The 15,858-nt window shown below is 73.1% G+C and carries 14 protein-coding genes; 5 read left to right on the top strand and 9 right to left on the bottom strand.

The annotated features are described in order from the left end of the window. Positions 1-24 precede the first annotated feature (24 nt). Positions 25-789 (top strand): GNAT family N-acetyltransferase, encoded by a 765-nt coding sequence (locus tag B9S64_RS20385; protein ID WP_103491123.1) that lies wholly within the window; start codon positions 25-27, stop codon positions 787-789. 11 nt (positions 790-800) lie between these two features. Here B9S64_RS20385 and B9S64_RS20380 read toward each other — a convergent pair whose 3' ends face one another. Both B9S64_RS20380 and B9S64_RS20375 read right to left on the bottom strand, forming a co-directional pair. Then, positions 801-1,496 (bottom strand): response regulator transcription factor, encoded by a 696-nt coding sequence (locus B9S64_RS20380; RefSeq protein ID WP_028439182.1) that lies wholly within the window; start codon positions 1,494-1,496, stop codon positions 801-803. Then, positions 1,493-2,779, bottom strand: coding sequence for an ATP-binding protein (locus tag B9S64_RS20375; RefSeq protein WP_103491124.1), 1,287 nt, complete (start codon positions 2,777-2,779; stop codon positions 1,493-1,495). Before B9S64_RS20375 ends, B9S64_RS20380 begins: the two co-directional genes overlap by 4 nt. Positions 2,780-3,010: 231 nt before the next feature. Between B9S64_RS20375 and B9S64_RS20370 the strand changes: the two genes are divergently transcribed. Both B9S64_RS20370 and B9S64_RS35120 read left to right on the top strand, forming a co-directional pair. Beyond that, on the top strand, positions 3,011-4,375 hold the full coding sequence (locus B9S64_RS20370; RefSeq protein WP_103491125.1) for a PspC domain-containing protein: 1,365 nt from the start codon (positions 3,011-3,013) through the stop codon (positions 4,373-4,375). Beyond that, positions 4,362-4,625 carry a hypothetical protein gene (locus tag B9S64_RS35120; protein WP_103491126.1) on the top strand — a complete coding sequence of 88 codons (264 nt, stop codon included), beginning with the start codon at positions 4,362-4,364 and terminating at the stop codon, positions 4,623-4,625. Before B9S64_RS20370 ends, B9S64_RS35120 begins: the two co-directional genes overlap by 14 nt. Here the strand turns inward: B9S64_RS35120 and B9S64_RS20360 are convergent. From B9S64_RS20360 to guaA, 5 genes are all read right to left on the bottom strand, one after another. Beyond that, positions 4,532-5,041, bottom strand: a complete 510-nt coding sequence (locus B9S64_RS20360; protein WP_103491127.1) for a DoxX family protein — start codon at positions 5,039-5,041, stop codon at positions 4,532-4,534. The genes B9S64_RS35120 and B9S64_RS20360 overlap by 94 nt on opposite strands. Before the next feature lie 69 nt (positions 5,042-5,110). Next, complete coding sequence (locus B9S64_RS20355) at positions 5,111-6,379, bottom strand: hypothetical protein (protein WP_103491128.1); 1,269 nt, start codon at positions 6,377-6,379, stop codon at positions 5,111-5,113. 152 nt (positions 6,380-6,531) lie between these two features. Then, on the bottom strand, positions 6,532-7,287 hold the full coding sequence (locus B9S64_RS20350) for a cyclopropane-fatty-acyl-phospholipid synthase family protein (RefSeq protein WP_103491129.1): 756 nt from the start codon (positions 7,285-7,287) through the stop codon (positions 6,532-6,534). A gap of 44 nt (positions 7,288-7,331) precedes the next feature. Beyond that, positions 7,332-7,937 (bottom strand): Uma2 family endonuclease, encoded by a 606-nt coding sequence (locus B9S64_RS20345; protein WP_103491130.1) that lies wholly within the window; start codon positions 7,935-7,937, stop codon positions 7,332-7,334. A gap of 126 nt (positions 7,938-8,063) precedes the next feature. Beyond that, a complete protein-coding gene (gene guaA, locus B9S64_RS20340; protein WP_103491131.1) occupies positions 8,064-9,656 on the bottom strand; it encodes a glutamine-hydrolyzing GMP synthase in 1,593 nt (530 codons plus the stop codon). 340 nt (positions 9,657-9,996) lie between these two features. Here guaA and B9S64_RS20335 point away from each other — a divergent pair, with 340 nt between their 5' ends. Together B9S64_RS20335 and B9S64_RS20330 are read left to right on the top strand one after the other, a co-directional pair. Further along, positions 9,997-10,299, top strand: a complete 303-nt coding sequence (locus B9S64_RS20335) for a chorismate mutase (RefSeq protein WP_103491132.1) — start codon at positions 9,997-9,999, stop codon at positions 10,297-10,299. A 604-nt stretch (positions 10,300-10,903) separates the two neighbouring features. After that, entirely contained in the window at positions 10,904-11,929 is a 1,026-nt protein-coding gene (locus tag B9S64_RS20330) for an LAETG motif-containing sortase-dependent surface protein (RefSeq protein WP_103491133.1), read from the top strand. A gap of 122 nt (positions 11,930-12,051) precedes the next feature. On the opposite strand, the gene B9S64_RS20325 is transcribed toward B9S64_RS20330, so the two are convergent. Next, positions 12,052-13,977 carry a GMC oxidoreductase gene (locus tag B9S64_RS20325; RefSeq protein ID WP_258037838.1) on the bottom strand — a complete coding sequence of 642 codons (1,926 nt, stop codon included), beginning with the start codon at positions 13,975-13,977 and terminating at the stop codon, positions 12,052-12,054. A gap of 59 nt (positions 13,978-14,036) precedes the next feature. Beyond that, positions 14,037-15,674, bottom strand: a complete 1,638-nt coding sequence (locus B9S64_RS20320) for a succinic semialdehyde dehydrogenase (RefSeq protein WP_103491134.1) — start codon at positions 15,672-15,674, stop codon at positions 14,037-14,039. Between the last annotated feature and the right edge of the window lie 184 nt (positions 15,675-15,858).

Below are 15,858 nucleotides of genomic sequence, written 5' to 3'. Positions count from 1 at the left end.
GCCCCGCGAGAGAGAAGGCCCACCGTGCCGACGGACCGCGACATCCAGCACTACACGCGCACACTGGCCCGGCGCTCCCCCGACCACTACCGCTCGGGCCCCTTCACCGTGCGCCACAACCCGGGCTGGCCGTTGAAGTTCGCCAACTACGCCATACCCGATCAGGACGCGGAACCCAGCGCCGAGGACATCGCGGGCCTCGTCGCCGCGATGCGCGGGCGCGACCGGCTGCCCCGCCTGGAGTACCTGCCCGCCTGTGCCCCGGCCGTCGAACCCGCCCTGCTCGCGGCCGGTTTCACCGTGGAGAGCCGTGCCCCGGTCCTCGCCTGCACGCCCGCCACTTTCCTCGCCCCGAAGCCGGTGGACGGCCTGTGCGTCACCGAGCCCGTCACCGACGCGGAGTTCACCGCGGCCGCCGCCGTCCAGCACACCGGGTTCGGCGGCGAGGGCGACCCGGAGGACGGAGAGATCGCCTGGCTGCGGGCCGCCACGAACGGCGGCGGGGTGTCCGCGCTGGCCGTGCTGGACGGGCAGTCCGCCGGGACGGGCTGCTGTTCGCCTCCCGCCGACGGCATCAGCGAACTGACCGGCCTCGCCGTCGCCGCACCGTTCCGCCGCCGCGGCGTCGGTGCCGCGCTGGCCGCCTGGCTGACGTCGAGCGCCTTCGAGCGTGGCTGCCACACCGTATGGCTGGAGCCGGGCGACCCGGACGTCGAGCGGCTCTACGCGGGCCTCGGCTACCGCCGGGTCGGGGAGAAGCTCGGCATCTCACTGGCTGCCCCGGCCTGACGGCACCCGGCTCAGACCAGCCGTCGCGCCGTGGCCCAGCGGGTCAGTTCGTGGCGGTTGGAGAGCTGGAGCTTGCGGAGCACCGCCGAGACGTGGGACTCGACCGTCTTCACCGAGATGAAGAGCTGCTTGGCGATCTCCTTGTACGCGTACCCGCGCGCGATCAGCCGCAGCACCTCCCGCTCGCGCTGGGTGAGCCGGTCCAGGTCCTCGTCGACCGGGGGCGCGTCCGTCGAGGCGAAGGCGTCCAGGACGAAGCCGGCCAGCCGGGGGGAGAACACCGCGTCGCCCTCCTGGACCCGGAAGACCGAGTCGATCAGGTCGCTGCCGGTGATCGTCTTGGTGACGTAGCCGCGGGCGCCGCCCCGGATGACGCCGATGACGTCCTCGGCGGCGTCCGACACGGACAGCGCCAGGAAGCGCACCGGGTCCTGGACCGCGCCCATCATCGGGGCGCACCGGCGCAGCACCTCGACCCCGCCGCCGCCCGGCAGGTGGACGTCGAGGAGGACGACCTCGGGGCGGGTCGCCGTGATCACGGTGACCGCCTGGTCGACGTCGGCGGCCTCGCCGACGACCTCGACACCGGTCTCCTCGGTGCGGCCGATCTCGGCCTGGACCCCGGTGCGGAACATCCGGTGGTCGTCGACGAGCACGACCCGTACCCGGCGCTCCGGGCCTCCGGTCGCTTCGGTGTTCTCGGTCATTGACCCGCCCTCTCCATCTCCAGCTCGACTTCCGTGCCCCCGTCGGGCACCGAACGCAGCCGCGCCGTACCGCCGTTGCGCTGCATCCGGCCGATGATCGATTCTCGTACGCCCATCCTGTCGTCGGGGACGGCGTCCAGGTCGAAGCCCGGCCCCCGGTCCCGTACGGAGACGAAGACCGTGTTGCCCTCCACCTCCGCGAAGACCTGTACGGCACCGCCCTCGCCACCGTACTTGGCGGCGTTGACCATCGCCTCGCGCGCGGCCTGCATCTGCGCCGTCAGCTTCTCGTCGAGCGGGCAGTCGCCGACGACGACGACCTCCAGCGGGACGCCGTGCTTGTCCTCGACCTCGGCGGCGGCGCGCTTGACGGCCTCGGCCAGCGTCTCCGGTTCGTCGTCCTCGTCCTTGCCGGTGCCCTCGGGGTTGTACAGCCAGTTACGCAACTCCCGTTCCTGGGCGCGGGCGAGCCTGCGGACCTCACCGCCGTCGTCCGCGTTGCGCTGGATCAGGGTGAGGGTGTGCAGGACCGAGTCGTGGACGTGCGCGGCGACCTCGGCGCGCTCCTGGGCGCGGATGCGCATCAGCCGCTCCTCGGAGAGGTCCTGGGTCATCCGCACCAGGTAGGGCCCGGCCAGCAGTGCGATGCCGGTGAGCACGGCGATCGCGGCGGTCAGTACGTTGCCGAGCTGGGCCGCCGAGCCGCGGACCACCATGAAGACGGCGAGGCCGAGGCCGACGAGGGCGACGCCCGCGAGCCCCCGGGCCAGTTGCAGCACCCGGCGGCGGCGGCCGACCTCGATCCAGCGGGCCCGGCGGGCGTTGTCGGCCTGGCGCCACACCAGGACCGAGCCCGCGCCGATGAGCAGGGCGGGCCAGATGTACCGGTCGGCGCCGTTGCCCATGTCGACGCTGCTGACGAAGCTCACGGCACCGATGAGCAGGGCGACCAGGGCGAAGGCCTGGCCCTTGTCCGGCTTGCGGAGGCGGCGCCGGCCGTCCGGCGCGGTCTCGAAGACGGACCGCGGGGCGTCGACCCCGCCCACCCCCAGCGGGACCACGATCCAGAAGACCGCGTAGAGGAGGGCGCCGAGCCCGTCCGCGAAGAACAGCCCCAGGAACAGGAACCGCACCCAGGCGACCGGCAGCCCCACGTGTCCGCCGAGTCCGCGCGCGACACCTCCGAGCAGCCGGCCGTCGGCGCTGCGGTACAGCTTGCGCGGCGGCGGCTCCTCCAGGTCCGGTGCGGGAGCGCTCGGGGCTCGGGTCGTGGCGGATGGCATGGACCGATGGTCACACGCGGCGGCCCGTGGCGGCATCAGGGTCCGCCCGGAGACGACCCTGAGACCCGGCGCCCGGCCCCGGTGACGGCCAGGCCCCTGGCCCCCGCGCCCCCGGCCCGCCCCCCCCTGTCCGCCCCCGGTCCGCCCCCGGGAATCCCCGAGCGGAATATCAGGGACCGGCCAGGGTCGCCCCGTCTCCCGCCGGGGCGTACGGGCCGTCACCATGGAGGCATGACCGTTCCCCAGGACACCGCCCCCGGTGTCGCACCGCACCCAGGGCCCCGGCCCCCGTTGCAGCGCAGCCCGCGGCAGAAGGCTGTGGCCGGGGTGTGCGGCGGGCTGGGCCGGTACTGCGACGTGGACCCGGTGATCTTCCGGATCGTGATCGGCGTCCTCGCGGTCACCGGTGGCATCGGGCTGATCTTCTACGGCTTCGCGTGGCTCCTGCTGCCCCTGGAGGGCGAGGAGGAGAACGAGGCGCGCAAGCTGCTGTCGGGCCGGGTCGAGGGCGCGTCCCTGGTCGCGCTGCTCTTCGCGCTGGTGGGCTGCGGGCTTCTGCTGTCGATGCTGCACAACGGCGGGATGTTCGCCTTCGCGACGATGCTGTCCGTGGCCGTCGTCGGCTTCGCGGTCTGGACCCAGCACCGGGGCACGACGGCGCCCCCCGAGGAGCCGCCGGGCGCGACGGCGCAGCACCACGGCGGGGCCGCGCGTCCGCCCGCCCCCGGGGCACCGGCCGAGGTGAAGGCACCCCGGGCGCCGCCCGAGGTGAAGGCGCCGCCCACGCCGGGCAGCCCGTCCTGGTGGCGGGACCCGATCGTCAAGGACGGCACGACCGGGCCGATGGGTCCGGGCTATCTGTGGGGTCCCGCGGACCAGCCGCTCGACGCCGGGGCCGCGCGTCGGCGCGGGACGACCACGACCGACCCGTTCCTGACTCCGCGAGGGGCGCCGGAGACCCGGGGGCCCCGTTCGATCGGCGGGCCGGTCTTCCTGCTCGCGCTGGTCGCGGGCGGTCTGGGCACGGGGCTGAGCTGGGACACCCACCCGCTGGGCACGAGTCTGCAGTTCGGGCTCGCCGCCGCCCTCGCGGTGTTCGGCCTCGGTCTGCTGGTCGCCTCATTCCTCGGCCGTACCGGCTTCGGCACGATCACCCTGGCGGTGATCACCGCGGGCCTGCTGGCGGGCGCCTCGGCCGTACCGAAGGAGATCGGCACCGACTGGGTCCGCGAGGACTGGCGGCCGGCCTCGGTGGCGACGGTCGAGCCCCGGTACGAGCTGGGCACCGGGGTGGCGAGGCTCGACCTGTCCCGCCTCGCCGTCCCCGAGGGCGCCACGGTGCGCACCCGGGTCGAGGTCGGGGCGGGCGTCGCCCGTGTCGTCGTACCGAACGGGGTGACGGTGAAGGTGGACGCCGAGGCGGGCCTGGGCGACATCCGGCTGTTCACGCCGGCCCCCGACGGGACGCGGCTGGCCACCGGCCTGCACACCCGGCAGACCTTCGGCCCGCTGGAGGACAGCAAGCCCGCCGGCACGGTCGAACTGACCCTGGAAGTCGGCATCGGACAGGTGGAGGTCACCCGTGCCACGTCATGAGATCCGGCCCGGCCGCGCGGTGGCGGGCCTCGTCATGCTGGCCCTGGCCGGCGGCTACGCGGCGGACGCGGCGGGGGTCTGGGACGCCCCGTGGACGTTCTTCCTCCCGCTGTTCCTCGGCGGGCTCTGGTGCGCGGCGACGGTGACGTGGGTGAGCTACCGGCTCCGCCGCCGCCGGGACGCGAGGAGGGCGTCGGCGGACAGGAACTCGGCTCCGGCGAGCAGCAGCGGCAGCCAGGCCATGAGGTAGACCAGGTCGTTGCCGTAGTAGTAGGGCGTGGACTGCCAGCTCACCGTCAGCCACAGGGTCAGCGAGATCAGCGCGCCGCCGAGGGCCGCGATCCGGGCCCACAGCCCGGCCAGGGTGCCGAGGCCGACGAGGAGTTCGCCGGTCGCCAGGGCGTATCCGAAGCCGTCGGGGCTCTTCAGCCCGAGATCGACGAGGCCCGGGAACGCGGCGCTGTCGCGGACGGACTCCATCAGCTCGCCGATCGACCCGGGGCCGCTCGCGGACAGGAACGCGCTGTCGGTCAGCTTGTCGAGCCCCGCGTAGACGAAGGTGACGCCGAGGAAGATCCGCAGGGGCACCAGCGCGTACTGCCGCGCCAGGTCCCGGACACGCCTCGGCTCCCGCAGCCCGTAGGCCCCTGTGCCGTATCCCTGCATCACTGCCCGCCTTCCGTTGGCCTTTCAACAGACCTTACGTAGGGGGTGGGCCTGCGCGTACCCGCGGGCTCAGTCGGTGACGTCGATCGCGCAGGGTTCGGTCTCGACGCCCGCCGCCGTGATGACCTGGACGTCCACGACGCCCGGTTCGACCTCGACCGGCACCGGCACCGTCAGCACCGTGTCCGCCGGGTTGGCGAAACCTCCGGCGACCGGGATCAGCGGGACGTGGACGTGCACCCGGCCGATCCGGACGACGACCCGGGCGAGGCGGTCGGGGCCGCCCGCGCCGGGCGGTACGAACCCGGCCCCCCGGATCTCGATGTCGTCGCCGGTACGGATCGGGGCGTCCAGGTCTCCGGCCTCCCGGGCCCGGACGACCGACAGGACGACGGGGCGGCCGCCCTCCGCGTACTTCCCGGCGAAGTAGGTCGCCGCGGAGACGGCCACCAGCAGCGCCAGGCCCCAGGGCAGGTCGGGCAGTTGCTCGGGGCGGCGGGCCAGGCGGACCGCGGCGAACAGCACGGCCACCGTGCTGACCAGGACGTACTGCACATCGGTGAAGCTGCCGCGCCCGGAGTCGTCGGTGAGCAGGTCGGCGGCCCGTGGCCGGTCGGCCCGCAGCTTCTGGAGCCGCTGGTCAAGGACGCGTACGGTCACCACCCGGCGTACGACGACGGCGACCGCGCACACCAGCGCGAGCACGGTCAGCACCCCGGCCGAGCGGACCAGGTCCAGGCCCTCGATCAGGGTGTCGCGGTCCGTGTGGTCGGAGGCGCCGGCCAGTTGGAGGGCGAGGACCAGGACCGCGAAGACGGCGAGCAGCACCCAGGAGGCGGCGACGGCGCGTGAGGTGGAGAGCCGGTTGTCCTCACCGATCAGCGGGGCGAGCAGCCCGCCGCGGGCCCGGTGCACGTGGGCGGCGCCGGTGAGCAGGGCGGCCGTGATCAGCCCGGCGGCCAGCCCCGCCGTACGGGCGGTGGACCAGCCGGGGCCGATGGCGGTGAAGGACTCGCCCAGGGCGAGGAGGACGACGGCGCCCCAGACGATGACCAGGGTGCGCCGGCGGACGGTGTGGAGCCAGGCGTCACCGGCCTCACGGCCGCGTTCGGCGAGGGTGCGGGCCGACTGGGTCAGCTCGTCGGAGACCCACTGCCGGGACGCCGAGGCGGACTGCGCGACCCCGGCGGGCAGCCCCTTTCCGGTGGCCAGTTCGTCCCGTCTCGTCAGGAAGGCGGCCACGGCCCGGCGGTGTCCCTCGCGCGCTCCGTGCGGGCAGTCGCCGCACGTGCAGCCGCCCGCGTGCGTGCTCTTCGCCCTCGCCTCGTCCAACGCCACGGAGAACGCCGCCCTTTCCCACCCTCGCAGAACCAACTCGCCTCTGATTTCTGCGAATTGTGCCGTACGGAGCGGGATCCGCCCACATCGGGGCAGCCCGGCGGCAACCCTTGCACACATGTGCGATTGCCAGGGGTGGAATGTCGGGTTCGTCAGGTGCCGAGGACGAGGTAGGCGAGGCCCAGGGTCCCCCGGTAGCCGCCGTAGTAGCCGGTGCGGCGGGCGTCGACGGCCGCGGTCACCTCGGCGTGCAGCGGATGCCCGGGACGGTCCAGCGCCCAGCGCTCGCCCCGGCCGATGTTGGCGGCTGACTCGAAGAGGTCCCACTCGCGCTGATCGGCCACGGTCACCTGGAGCGCCCGCAGCCCGGCGGACTCGGCCAGCCTGATCAGCTCCAGCAACGAGCCGAAGTCCCCCGGCTCGGCCCCCAGCCCCTCCAGCGCGGCGGGTGACGGCTCCCGCTCCCAGAACCCGTCCCCGAACAGCACCCGGCCACCGGGCCGTACGGCGGCCCGCAGGGCCCTCAGGGCCTCCGCCGCGCCTCCGGGCCAGGCGTGCGCGGCGCCGATGGAGACGGCCAGGTCGTAGCCGTCCCGCGCGTACGCGGCGGCCGGCACCTCGTGGAAGGAGACCCGGTCGGCGAGCCCGCGCCCCTCGACCAGCCGCCGCCCCCGCGCCACGGCCTCCGGGTCGGTCTCCACACCGTCCCCGGTGGCCCCCGGCGCCGCCTCCACCAGACGCGCCAGCAGCTCCCCCCAGCCACTGCCGAAGTCCACGATCCGCGCCCCCGGGGCGGGCGCGCAGACGGCGATCAGCCGGGCGGCGTGCTCCTCGGACAGCGGGGTGTTCCAGATCAGGCGGTCGTTCCCGGGGGCGGACATGAGGGCGCGTACGTCGTCGGTGGCCATGGCCCTCACCCTGGCACGCCGGCCCCGTCCCCGGACAGCGAGTTCTACCGGCCCCGGCTGTACAGCTCCGTGAGGTCCGCCTCGACCGGGAACGGTACGTCCAGCTTGAGCTTGTTGTGGTAGATGCCCGTGGGCGTGTACGCCTCGAGTGCCGGGTCGAGTTCGTAGACGTAGACGACGGGCAGGCCGTCGTCATTGGCCTCGACCCGCCAGAAGTGCGCGATCCCGGCGGCGGCGTACTTACGGGGCTTGACGTCACGGTCACGGTCGACGGAGTCCGGCGACACGACTTCGACGACCAGCACGACGTCCTCGGGTGCGTACCAGGTCTGGTCTGCTCCGGCGTCGGCCTCCGCACGATAGACCAGCAGATCCGGTTCCGGCCGGTTCCTGGTGTCGAGCTTGACACTCATCTCCCGGTCGACGTCCAGACCGTCTGGCAGACACCCCAGCAACGCCCTCTCCAGAAGCCACATCACGCGCGTGTGGAACTTCCGCTGCGGACTCATGAAGACGAGACTCCCGTCGATCAGCTCCGTGTGCCGCGGAAGGTCCGGAAGCCGGTCGAGGTCCTCCGCGACCCAGCCCTGGGGCGGGGGCACGGGGTAGCGGTAGGGCTCGGTCAGTTCGTCGTCGGGTGCGGCACTCATGATTGCTCCCATGGGGCAGAGTCTCGTCTCCTCGGCCAGCGTACCCAGCACGTACGACGGTGCCGCCGCCCAAACGAATGGACGACGGCACCGTCGTTGACCTCGGAGGTCCTCAGGGAGCTGGGGTCACTCCCACTCGATGGTCCCCGGCGGCTTGCTCGTCACGTCGAGCACCACGCGGTTGACCTCGGCGACCTCGTTGGTGATGCGGGTGGAGATCTTCGCCAGCGTCTCGTACGGGAGGCGCGACCAGTCGGCCGTCATCGCGTCCTCGGAGGAGACCGGGCGCAGCACGATCGGGTGGCCGTACGTACGGCCGTCGCCCTGGACGCCGACGCTCCGCACGTCCGCGAGCAGGACCACGGGGCACTGCCAGATGTCACGGTCCAAGCCGGCCGCCGTCAGCTCCTCGCGGGCGATGGCGTCGGCCTCGCGCAGCAGGTCGAGCCGCTCCTTGGTGACCTCGCCGACGATACGGATGCCGAGGCCGGGGCCGGGGAAGGGCTGGCGCTGGACGATCTCGTCGGGCAGGCCGAGCTCCTGGCCGACCATCCGGACCTCGTCCTTGAACAGCTGGCGCAGCGGCTCCACGAGCTGGAACTCGATGTCCTCGGGGAGGCCGCCCACGTTGTGGTGGGACTTGATGTTGGCGGTGCCGGTGCCGCCGCCGGACTCCACCACGTCGGGGTAGAGGGTGCCCTGGACGAGGAAGGCGACGTCCTCGCCACCGGCGGCCTCGGCCACGATCTCGGCCTGGGCCTGCTCGAAGACCCGGATGAACTCCCGGCCGATGATCTTCCGCTTCTGCTCCGGGTCGGACACCCCGGCCAGCGCGTCCAGGAAGCGCTTCTCCGCGTCGACGACCTTGAGCTGGACGCCGGTGGCGGCCACGAAGTCCTTCTCCACCTGCTCGGTCTCGCCCTTGCGCATCAGACCGTGGTCGACGTACACGCAGGTGAGCTGGGAGCCGATGGCCTTCTGGACCAGGGCCGCGGCGACCGCGGAGTCCACGCCGCCGGAGAGGCCGCAGATGGCGCGCTTGGTGCCGACCTGCTCGCGGATCAGGGCGATCTGCTCCTCGACGACGTTGCTGGTCGTCCAGACCGGCTCGATGCCGGCGCCCCGGTAGAGGAAGTGCTCCAGGACCTGCTGGCCGTAGGTCGAGTGCATGACCTCCGGGTGGTACTGGACGCCGTACAGCTTCTTCTCGTCGTTCTCGAAGGCGGCGACCGGGACGACGTCCGTGGACGCGGTGACGGTGAAGCCCTCGGGGGCGGCGGAGCAGGCGTCGCCGTGCGACATCCACACGGACTGCTCGGCGGGGGTGCCCTCGAAGAGGGTGGAGCCGGACTTGGAGACGGCGAGCGCGGTCCGGCCGTACTCGCGGGCTCCGTTGTCGTCCACCGTGCCGCCGAGGGTGGTGGCCATCAGCTGGAAGCCGTAGCACATGCCGAAGACCGGGACCCCGGCCTCGAACAGCGCACGGTCCAGGCTGGGCGCCCCCTCCGCGTACACCGAGGACGGGCCGCCGGACAGGATGATCGCGCGCGGGTTCTTGGCCAGCATCTCGGCCACCGGCATCGTGGACGGGACGATCTCGCTGTAGACCCGGGCCTCACGGACACGGCGGGCGATGAGCTGGGCGTACTGTGCGCCGAAGTCGACTACGAGAACCACGTCGGTGGTGCTGTCGGGGGCGGCGGGGGGTGCTGCTGGCACTGGGCGGCCTTCCGGCGGTGGAGAGGGGTGTGTCCTCCCGATTCTACCGGCCGCCCGGCTTTCCCCCACCGGGCTCCCCGCCCGTCCCGGCCGGGCCGGGCTCCCGTCTCACGATCCGGGCCCGGCGTGGCCCCGGTGCCGGGGCGGGTCCATACTGTCGCCCATGCGTCAGCACACGACCTTCGTCTTTACCTATGGCACCCGGCCCGCCGGCTGCCATGGTCGTGCTGCTTGAGCAACTGACAAGCACCTCTCCAGGCGCCCCGGGCCGACAGGCCCGGGGCGCCTTGGCGTTGCGGGGCGGTCGGTCCGGGGAGCCGCACCTCACCGGGAGTCACAGATGACCAGCACCGCCACCCCGAAGACGGCCGCCGAGCGGACCGGCGCGCACACCGACGAGGCCGCCTCGCTGATCGGGGACGCCAGGGCGCGCATCGACGCCCTGGACGACCGGATCATCGGCCTGGTCCAGGAGCGCATGGCGGTCTCCGCCGTGATCCAGGAGGCGAGGATCACCTCCGGCGGCCGTCGGGTGAACCTCTCCCGCGAGATGGACGTCCTCGGCCACTACAGCCAGGCGCTCGGCAAGCCGGGCACCGCGCTGGCCATGACGCTGCTGGAGCTGTGCCGCGGCCGGGTGTGACGCCACCGGGGCGGGTTCCTGGCAGGCGGGGCCCGGATCCCCCGGCGGGCGGGGCCGGGGCACGGCCTGCCGGGTCGCGCTCCGGCGCACCCCGACCGGGAAGGCGTACGGCCGCACCCGCGTTCGGGCCCGTTCTCACCCGTACGGCGCGTGACCGGTCTCCGGCGGCCTCGTTGGTCCGGGTGTCCGTGCCAGCCAGGGGCGGCATCGATGGGAAACCACGCGTGGCTCCGCCGGGGCGTGTGGCGTACCGCAGGTACGTCGTGGGACCGCGTTCCGGCGCGTGTGGCCGGTCGGCAGGGGACAGCCGCCCGGTCACCCCAGTGCGGCCGGACCCGGGGACGCCCGGGACCGGCCGCCCGCGGAGTGCGCGTGGTGATGCGTCGGGGGCGTGGTGGGGATGTGGCGGATGCGTGGTGGGCGTGTGGCGGGAGTGTGTCGTGTACCACATAAAGATTCTGTGAGGCCGGGGGCAACCGTTGCCCCGTTCCACCGGTCATGCATGGCGAACACTCCGGCTCGTCCCGTGCCCCACAACGGCAGGCCGTTCACCTTTCGCCGTACCGCAACCCGCGCGGTACCCACGGACCCGCTGAGGCCCAACATGAAGCTTCGCCGCACCATGGCGCTCGCCGCCGCCACCGCCGTCATAGCGCCCCTCGCGCTGCTCTCGGCACCGGCCGCGTACGCCGAGCCGACCACCACGACGACGGAGAGCACCTCCCCCGAGCCCTCCGACTCCACGTCCGAGACCGCCGCGCCCGAGGAGACGGTGTCGGCCACGCCGGACGACGAGACGTCCCAGACGCCGGGGGACGCCGAGGAGACCCAGAAGCCCGAGGACGGGGCCACGACGCCGTCCGAGAGCACCAGCCCGTCCGCCACCCCGTCCGCGACGGTCCCGGCGTCCCCGACGCCGACCGCCACGCCGTCGGAGGACACGGACCCCGAGGACGACGAGATCACCCCGGTGTGCGAGCCGCGCCCGCTGGAGCTGTCCGTCAAGGGCCTCTCCGGCAAGATCGTCCGGGGCAGCGGCTGGCACAAGTTCCGGCTGAACGCCTACAACGACTCCAAGAACACGGTGAACAACGTCCTGTTCTTCGCCGGCGCCTCGACGGACAAGCACGGCGACGACCTCTTCACCACCAAGCAGGTCGAGCTCCAGGCCCTCAACGAGGGAACCTGGGAGGACGTGTCCGACGGCGGTCTGACGGCGGGCATCGTCGGCGCGACCGACACGATCAAGCCGGGCTACGAGGTGGACATCCCGCTGCGCGTCAAGGTGAAGAAGAGCGCCCCGGTGGGTGCGGGCTTCAGCCTCGGCGGCGGGCTCGTCTTCGGTCAGGAGGAGGAGACGGTCCCGTGCTTCACGGACGTCAGCTACAAGTTCCAGATCGTCGAGGCCGGTGACCAGGACGGCGCCGCGCCCCAGGAAGGCGGCAAGATCCCGGTCCCGCCGACGACGAAGCCGAACGCCGGCACCGCCCAGCTGACGGGCAGCCTGGCCGAGACCGGTTCGTCCTCCTCGACGCCGATGATCGCCCTGGCGGGCGGCGCGGCCGTGGTGCTGGGCGCTGGCGCGATGTTCGTCGTGCGACGCCGCAGGAACGGTGACGCCGCCGCGTAAGGCGCGTACCGCCGGCATCCGAGGGGCCGCGCCCGGTGAGGGCGCGGCCCCTTCGGCGTGCCTGGCCCCTGGGCGATCAGCCCCTGACGTCCCGTCAGAGGCCGTGCGCCGGCCCGAGGTGTTCAGGCGTCCGGGGTCGTCTCCGGCGCGGTCTCCCGATCGGCGGGGTTCGGAACGGCGGCGGCCTTCGGAACGGCGGGCTCCCGATCAGCGGTCCGCGGAGCGGCGACCCTCGGAGGGACGGCCGGGATGCCCAGGAACGGCAGTTTCAGCGCCCCGAAGGCCTTCTCCGGCACCGCGGGCGCCTTCGGTTCGACGGCGGTCAGCCGTTCGTAGGCCGCGCCCTGAGCCGGACGGGGGTCCGCCTCGCCCTTGTTGGGCCAGAACGACATCGCGCGTTCCGCCTGCGCGGTGATGGTCAGCGACGGGTTGACGCCGAGGTTGGCGGAGACCGCCGAACCGTCGACCACCGAGATGCCCGGGTGCCCGTGGACCCGGTGGTACGGGTCGATGACACCGGTCTCCGCGCTCTCCCCGATCGCGCAGCCGCCGAGGAAGTGCGCGGTGAGCGGGGTCCCCATCAGCTCCCCGACGTTCGAGCCGGGGAAGCCGTTGATCTCCTGGGCGAGCAGCGTGGCGGCCTGGGTCGCCTCCGCGATCTGCGTCGGGTTGGGCGTGCCGTGGCCCTGCCGGGCGGTGAGCAGCCCCTTGCCGAGGCCGCCCGGTTTGCGGTACGCCGTCAGGGAGTTGTCGAGCGACTGCATGACGAGCCCGATGATGGTCCGCTCCGACCAGCGCCGGTTGGACAGCGAACGGACCGAGAGCCACGGGTGCCTGGCCACGTTGCCGAACCAGGCCCGTACCCGGTGTGTGCTGTAGGGGACCTGAAGGATGGTCATGGCACCCATCGCGTTGGACCCCCTGCCGTACCGCACGGGCTCGATATGGGTGTTCTCGTCGGGGTGGACCGACGAGGTGATGGCGACGCCCCGGGTGAAGTCGGCCTTCCCGATGCCGTGCTTCTTCCGGTAGCGGCGGTCGCTGGTCTGCGCGCCCACCAGGCCCTCGGAGTTGGTCCGGGTCAGCTCGCCGAGCCGCGCCGAGATCCGGGGCAAGAGGCCTTGGTCCTTCATGGTGTGCAGCAGGGTCTGCGTCCCGTACGTGCCCGCCGCCACGATCACCTGGCGGGCGCGCAGGACGGTGGGCGTGGCCTTCCGGCGGCGGTGTGTGGGTACGGCGGAAACCCGGTAGCCGCCGTCCGGGTCGTCGGTGACGGCGACGACGGTGGTCATCGGGCGGACGACGGCACCGGCTTTCTGCGCCAGGTAGAGGTAGTTCTCGTTCAGGGTGTTCTTCGCCCCGTGGCGGCAGCCCGTCATGCACTCGCCGCACTCGGAGCAGGCCCGCCGGGACGGCCCCGCCCCGCCGAAGTAGGGGTCCGCGACCTCCGCGCCGGGCTTCGCGCGCGCGGTGCCGTCGGCGTCCTCGCCGTCGCCGAAGAAGACGCCGACCGGGGCGAGGTGGAAGGTGTCACCCGCCCCCATAGCCTGGGCGGCGGCCTTGAGGTGGACGTCGGCGGGGGTCATGGTCGGGTTGAGCCGGACCCCGAGCATGCGGGTGGCCTGGTCGTAGTACGGGGCCAGTTCGTCCTTCCAGTCGGTGATGCCGGCCCACTGGCGGTCCTCGAAGAACGGCGCGGGCGGCACGTACAGCGTGTTGGCGTAGTTGAGGGAGCCGCCGCCGACGCCCGCGCCGGCCAGCACCATCACCTTGCCGAGCAGATGCACCCGCTGGATGCCGAACAGGCCCAGCGCCGGGGCCCACAGGTAGTTCTTGATGTCCCAGGAGTTCTTGGGGAGGGTCTCGCGGGTGAAGCGGCGGCCTGCCTCCAGGACGCCGACGCGGTATCCCTTCTCGCTCAGCCGCAGGGCCGAGACCGCGCCGCCGAAGCCCGATCCGACGACGAGGACGTCGTAGTCGTACGCGGCGTCGTCCGCCGCCGGAACGGCCGGGCCGGCCGGTTTCTGGGCAGGGCTGTCCTGGGACATGGCTCTCCTCGGTAAGAAAGGCCGGTGAAGGAAGGCGGAACGGGCGGGGCGGCGGCGGGTCAGCGCAGCCGGAAGGTCTTCATCGCCTGGAGGGCGCGGCTCATGAAGGCGGTGTACTTCTCGTCGTCCATCCCGAAGGACGGGGCGAGCGGGATCAGCCGTTGGTGGGCCACGGTCTGGGCCTCGGTGTAGCGCAGGATGCCCTCGGAACCGTGCCGGCGGCCGAGGCCCGAGTCCTTCATGCCGCCCATCGGGGACCGGACGCTGCCGTAGGCGGGGGCGTACCCCTCGTTGATGTTGACGGTGCCGGCCCGCAGCCGGGCGGCGACGGCCCGGCCGCGCCGGGCGTCCTTGGTCCAGACGCTGGCGTTGAGGCCGTACGGGGTGGCGTTCGCGGCGGCCACCGCCTCCTCCTCGTCGGTGAAGCGGTAGAGGGAGACGACGGGGCCGAAGGTCTCCTGGGTGCAGACGGCCATCGGCTCCTGGACGTGGTCGAGGATGGTCGGCTCGTAGAAGTGCGGACCGATGTCGGGGCGGGCGACCCCTCCGGCGACCAGGGTGGCGCCCTTCTCCACGGCCTCGTCGACGTGCCGGACGACGGTCTCCAGCTGCCGCTCACCGGCGAGGCAGCCCATGTCGGCGCCGTACGCGAGGGACGCGCCGAGGCGCATGGCCCTCGTCCGGGCGGCGAAGCGCTCCACGAAGGCGTCCGCGACCGACTCGTGGACGTACAGCCGCTCGATGGAGATGCAGAGCTGCCCGGCGGAGGAGAAGCAGGCGCGGACGGCACCGGCGGCGGCCTTCTCCACGTCGGCGTCGGCGAGGACGAGCATGGGGTTCTTGCCGCCGAGTTCCAGCGAGACGCCGATCAGCCGGGCGGCGGCGCGCTGGGCGACGTCGCGGCCGGTGCGGGTGGAGCCGGTGAAGGAGACGTAGTCCGCGCGGGCGACGACCTCGGGGCCGACGACGGGGCCGTCCCCGATGACCACCTGGAACACCTCGGCGGGCAGCCCCGCCTCGATCAGCAGTTCACGGGCCCACAGCGCGGTCAGCGCGGTCTCCGTGTCGGGCTTCATCACGACGGCGTTGCCGGAGACGAAGGCGGGCAGCGCGTCCCCGACGGAGAGCGCGAGGGGGTAGTTCCAGGGGGTGATCTGGCCGATGACCCCGCGCGGCTGGCGCAGCTCGGTGACCTTCGTCAGGACCGGGACGACCCCGGTGTGCCGCTTGGGGCGCAGATACGCGGCGGCCTGCCGCCCGTAGTGCCGGGCGGTGACGGCGACGCCCTGCACCTCCTCGTGCGCGTGCAGGCGGGCCTTGCCGGTCTCCAGCTGCACGAGGTCCAGGATCTCGGTCTGGCGTCGCAGGACCAGGTCGTGGAAGCGCAGCAGCACCGCGGCCCGGGTGGCCACGGGTGTCGCGGCCCAGGCGGGCTGGGCGGCGCGGGCGCGTGCGAAGGCGGTCTCCACGTCCTCGGGGGTGGACTCGGGCAGCTCCGCCAGCCTGCCGCCGGTGAACGGGGCGTGGCTCGCCGTACGGCCCGAGCCGACGACTCCGCGGGTCAGCCGCGCGATCACCTCGGGGGTGACCACGTCGGCGGCGGTACGCGCCCCCGCGGGGGCGGCGGCCACCGGGTTGGTGCCGGCGCGGGCGGCGGAAGCGGCGGCGGTGGTCGAGGGGGCCTGCGAGTCCGTCATGAGGGCGAGAGTATGCCGCGTCGCCCGCTTTGGGTACCCGTCGGTAACAGGTTTTCGCCGTCCCCGCGCACGCCCTCGGCCGCGCCCGGCAACCCGGCCAGTGATCACTGGCGACATAACCGCTGATCAGGGGCTCTCTGTCCGTCGCCGGTCGTGATCCGGGCCGGCTCGTCCCCCTGTCGGC

This window comes from Streptomyces sp. SM18 (assembly GCF_002910775.2).
Lineage (GTDB): Bacteria > Actinomycetota > Actinomycetes > Streptomycetales > Streptomycetaceae > Streptomyces > Streptomyces halstedii.
Note: the sequence above shows the minus strand (reverse complement) of the source record. Positions and strands in the feature narration are given on the sequence as shown.

What these genes read in the sequence shown, in the direction of transcription:
- B9S64_RS20375 (WP_103491124.1), bottom strand. Translation starts at nt 2,779, where the DNA reads ATGCCATCCGCCACGACCCGAGCCCCGAGCGCTCCCGCACCGGACCTG.
- B9S64_RS20370 (WP_103491125.1), top strand. Translation starts at nt 3,011, where the DNA reads ATGACCGTTCCCCAGGACACCGCCCCCGGTGTCGCACCGCACCCAGGG.
- B9S64_RS20345 (WP_103491130.1), bottom strand. Translation starts at nt 7,937, where the DNA reads ATGAGTGCCGCACCCGACGACGAACTGACCGAGCCCTACCGCTACCCC.
- B9S64_RS20335 (WP_103491132.1), top strand. Translation starts at nt 9,997, where the DNA reads ATGACCAGCACCGCCACCCCGAAGACGGCCGCCGAGCGGACCGGCGCG.
- B9S64_RS20325 (WP_258037838.1), bottom strand. Translation starts at nt 13,977, where the DNA reads ATGTCCCAGGACAGCCCTGCCCAGAAACCGGCCGGCCCGGCCGTTCCG.
- B9S64_RS20350 (WP_103491129.1), bottom strand. Translation starts at nt 7,287, where the DNA reads ATGGCCACCGACGACGTACGCGCCCTCATGTCCGCCCCCGGGAACGAC.
- B9S64_RS20320 (WP_103491134.1), bottom strand. Translation starts at nt 15,674, where the DNA reads ATGACGGACTCGCAGGCCCCCTCGACCACCGCCGCCGCTTCCGCCGCC.
- B9S64_RS20330 (WP_103491133.1), top strand. Translation starts at nt 10,904, where the DNA reads ATGAAGCTTCGCCGCACCATGGCGCTCGCCGCCGCCACCGCCGTCATA.
- B9S64_RS20360 (WP_103491127.1), bottom strand. Translation starts at nt 5,041, where the DNA reads ATGCAGGGATACGGCACAGGGGCCTACGGGCTGCGGGAGCCGAGGCGT.
- B9S64_RS20380 (WP_028439182.1), bottom strand. Translation starts at nt 1,496, where the DNA reads ATGACCGAGAACACCGAAGCGACCGGAGGCCCGGAGCGCCGGGTACGG.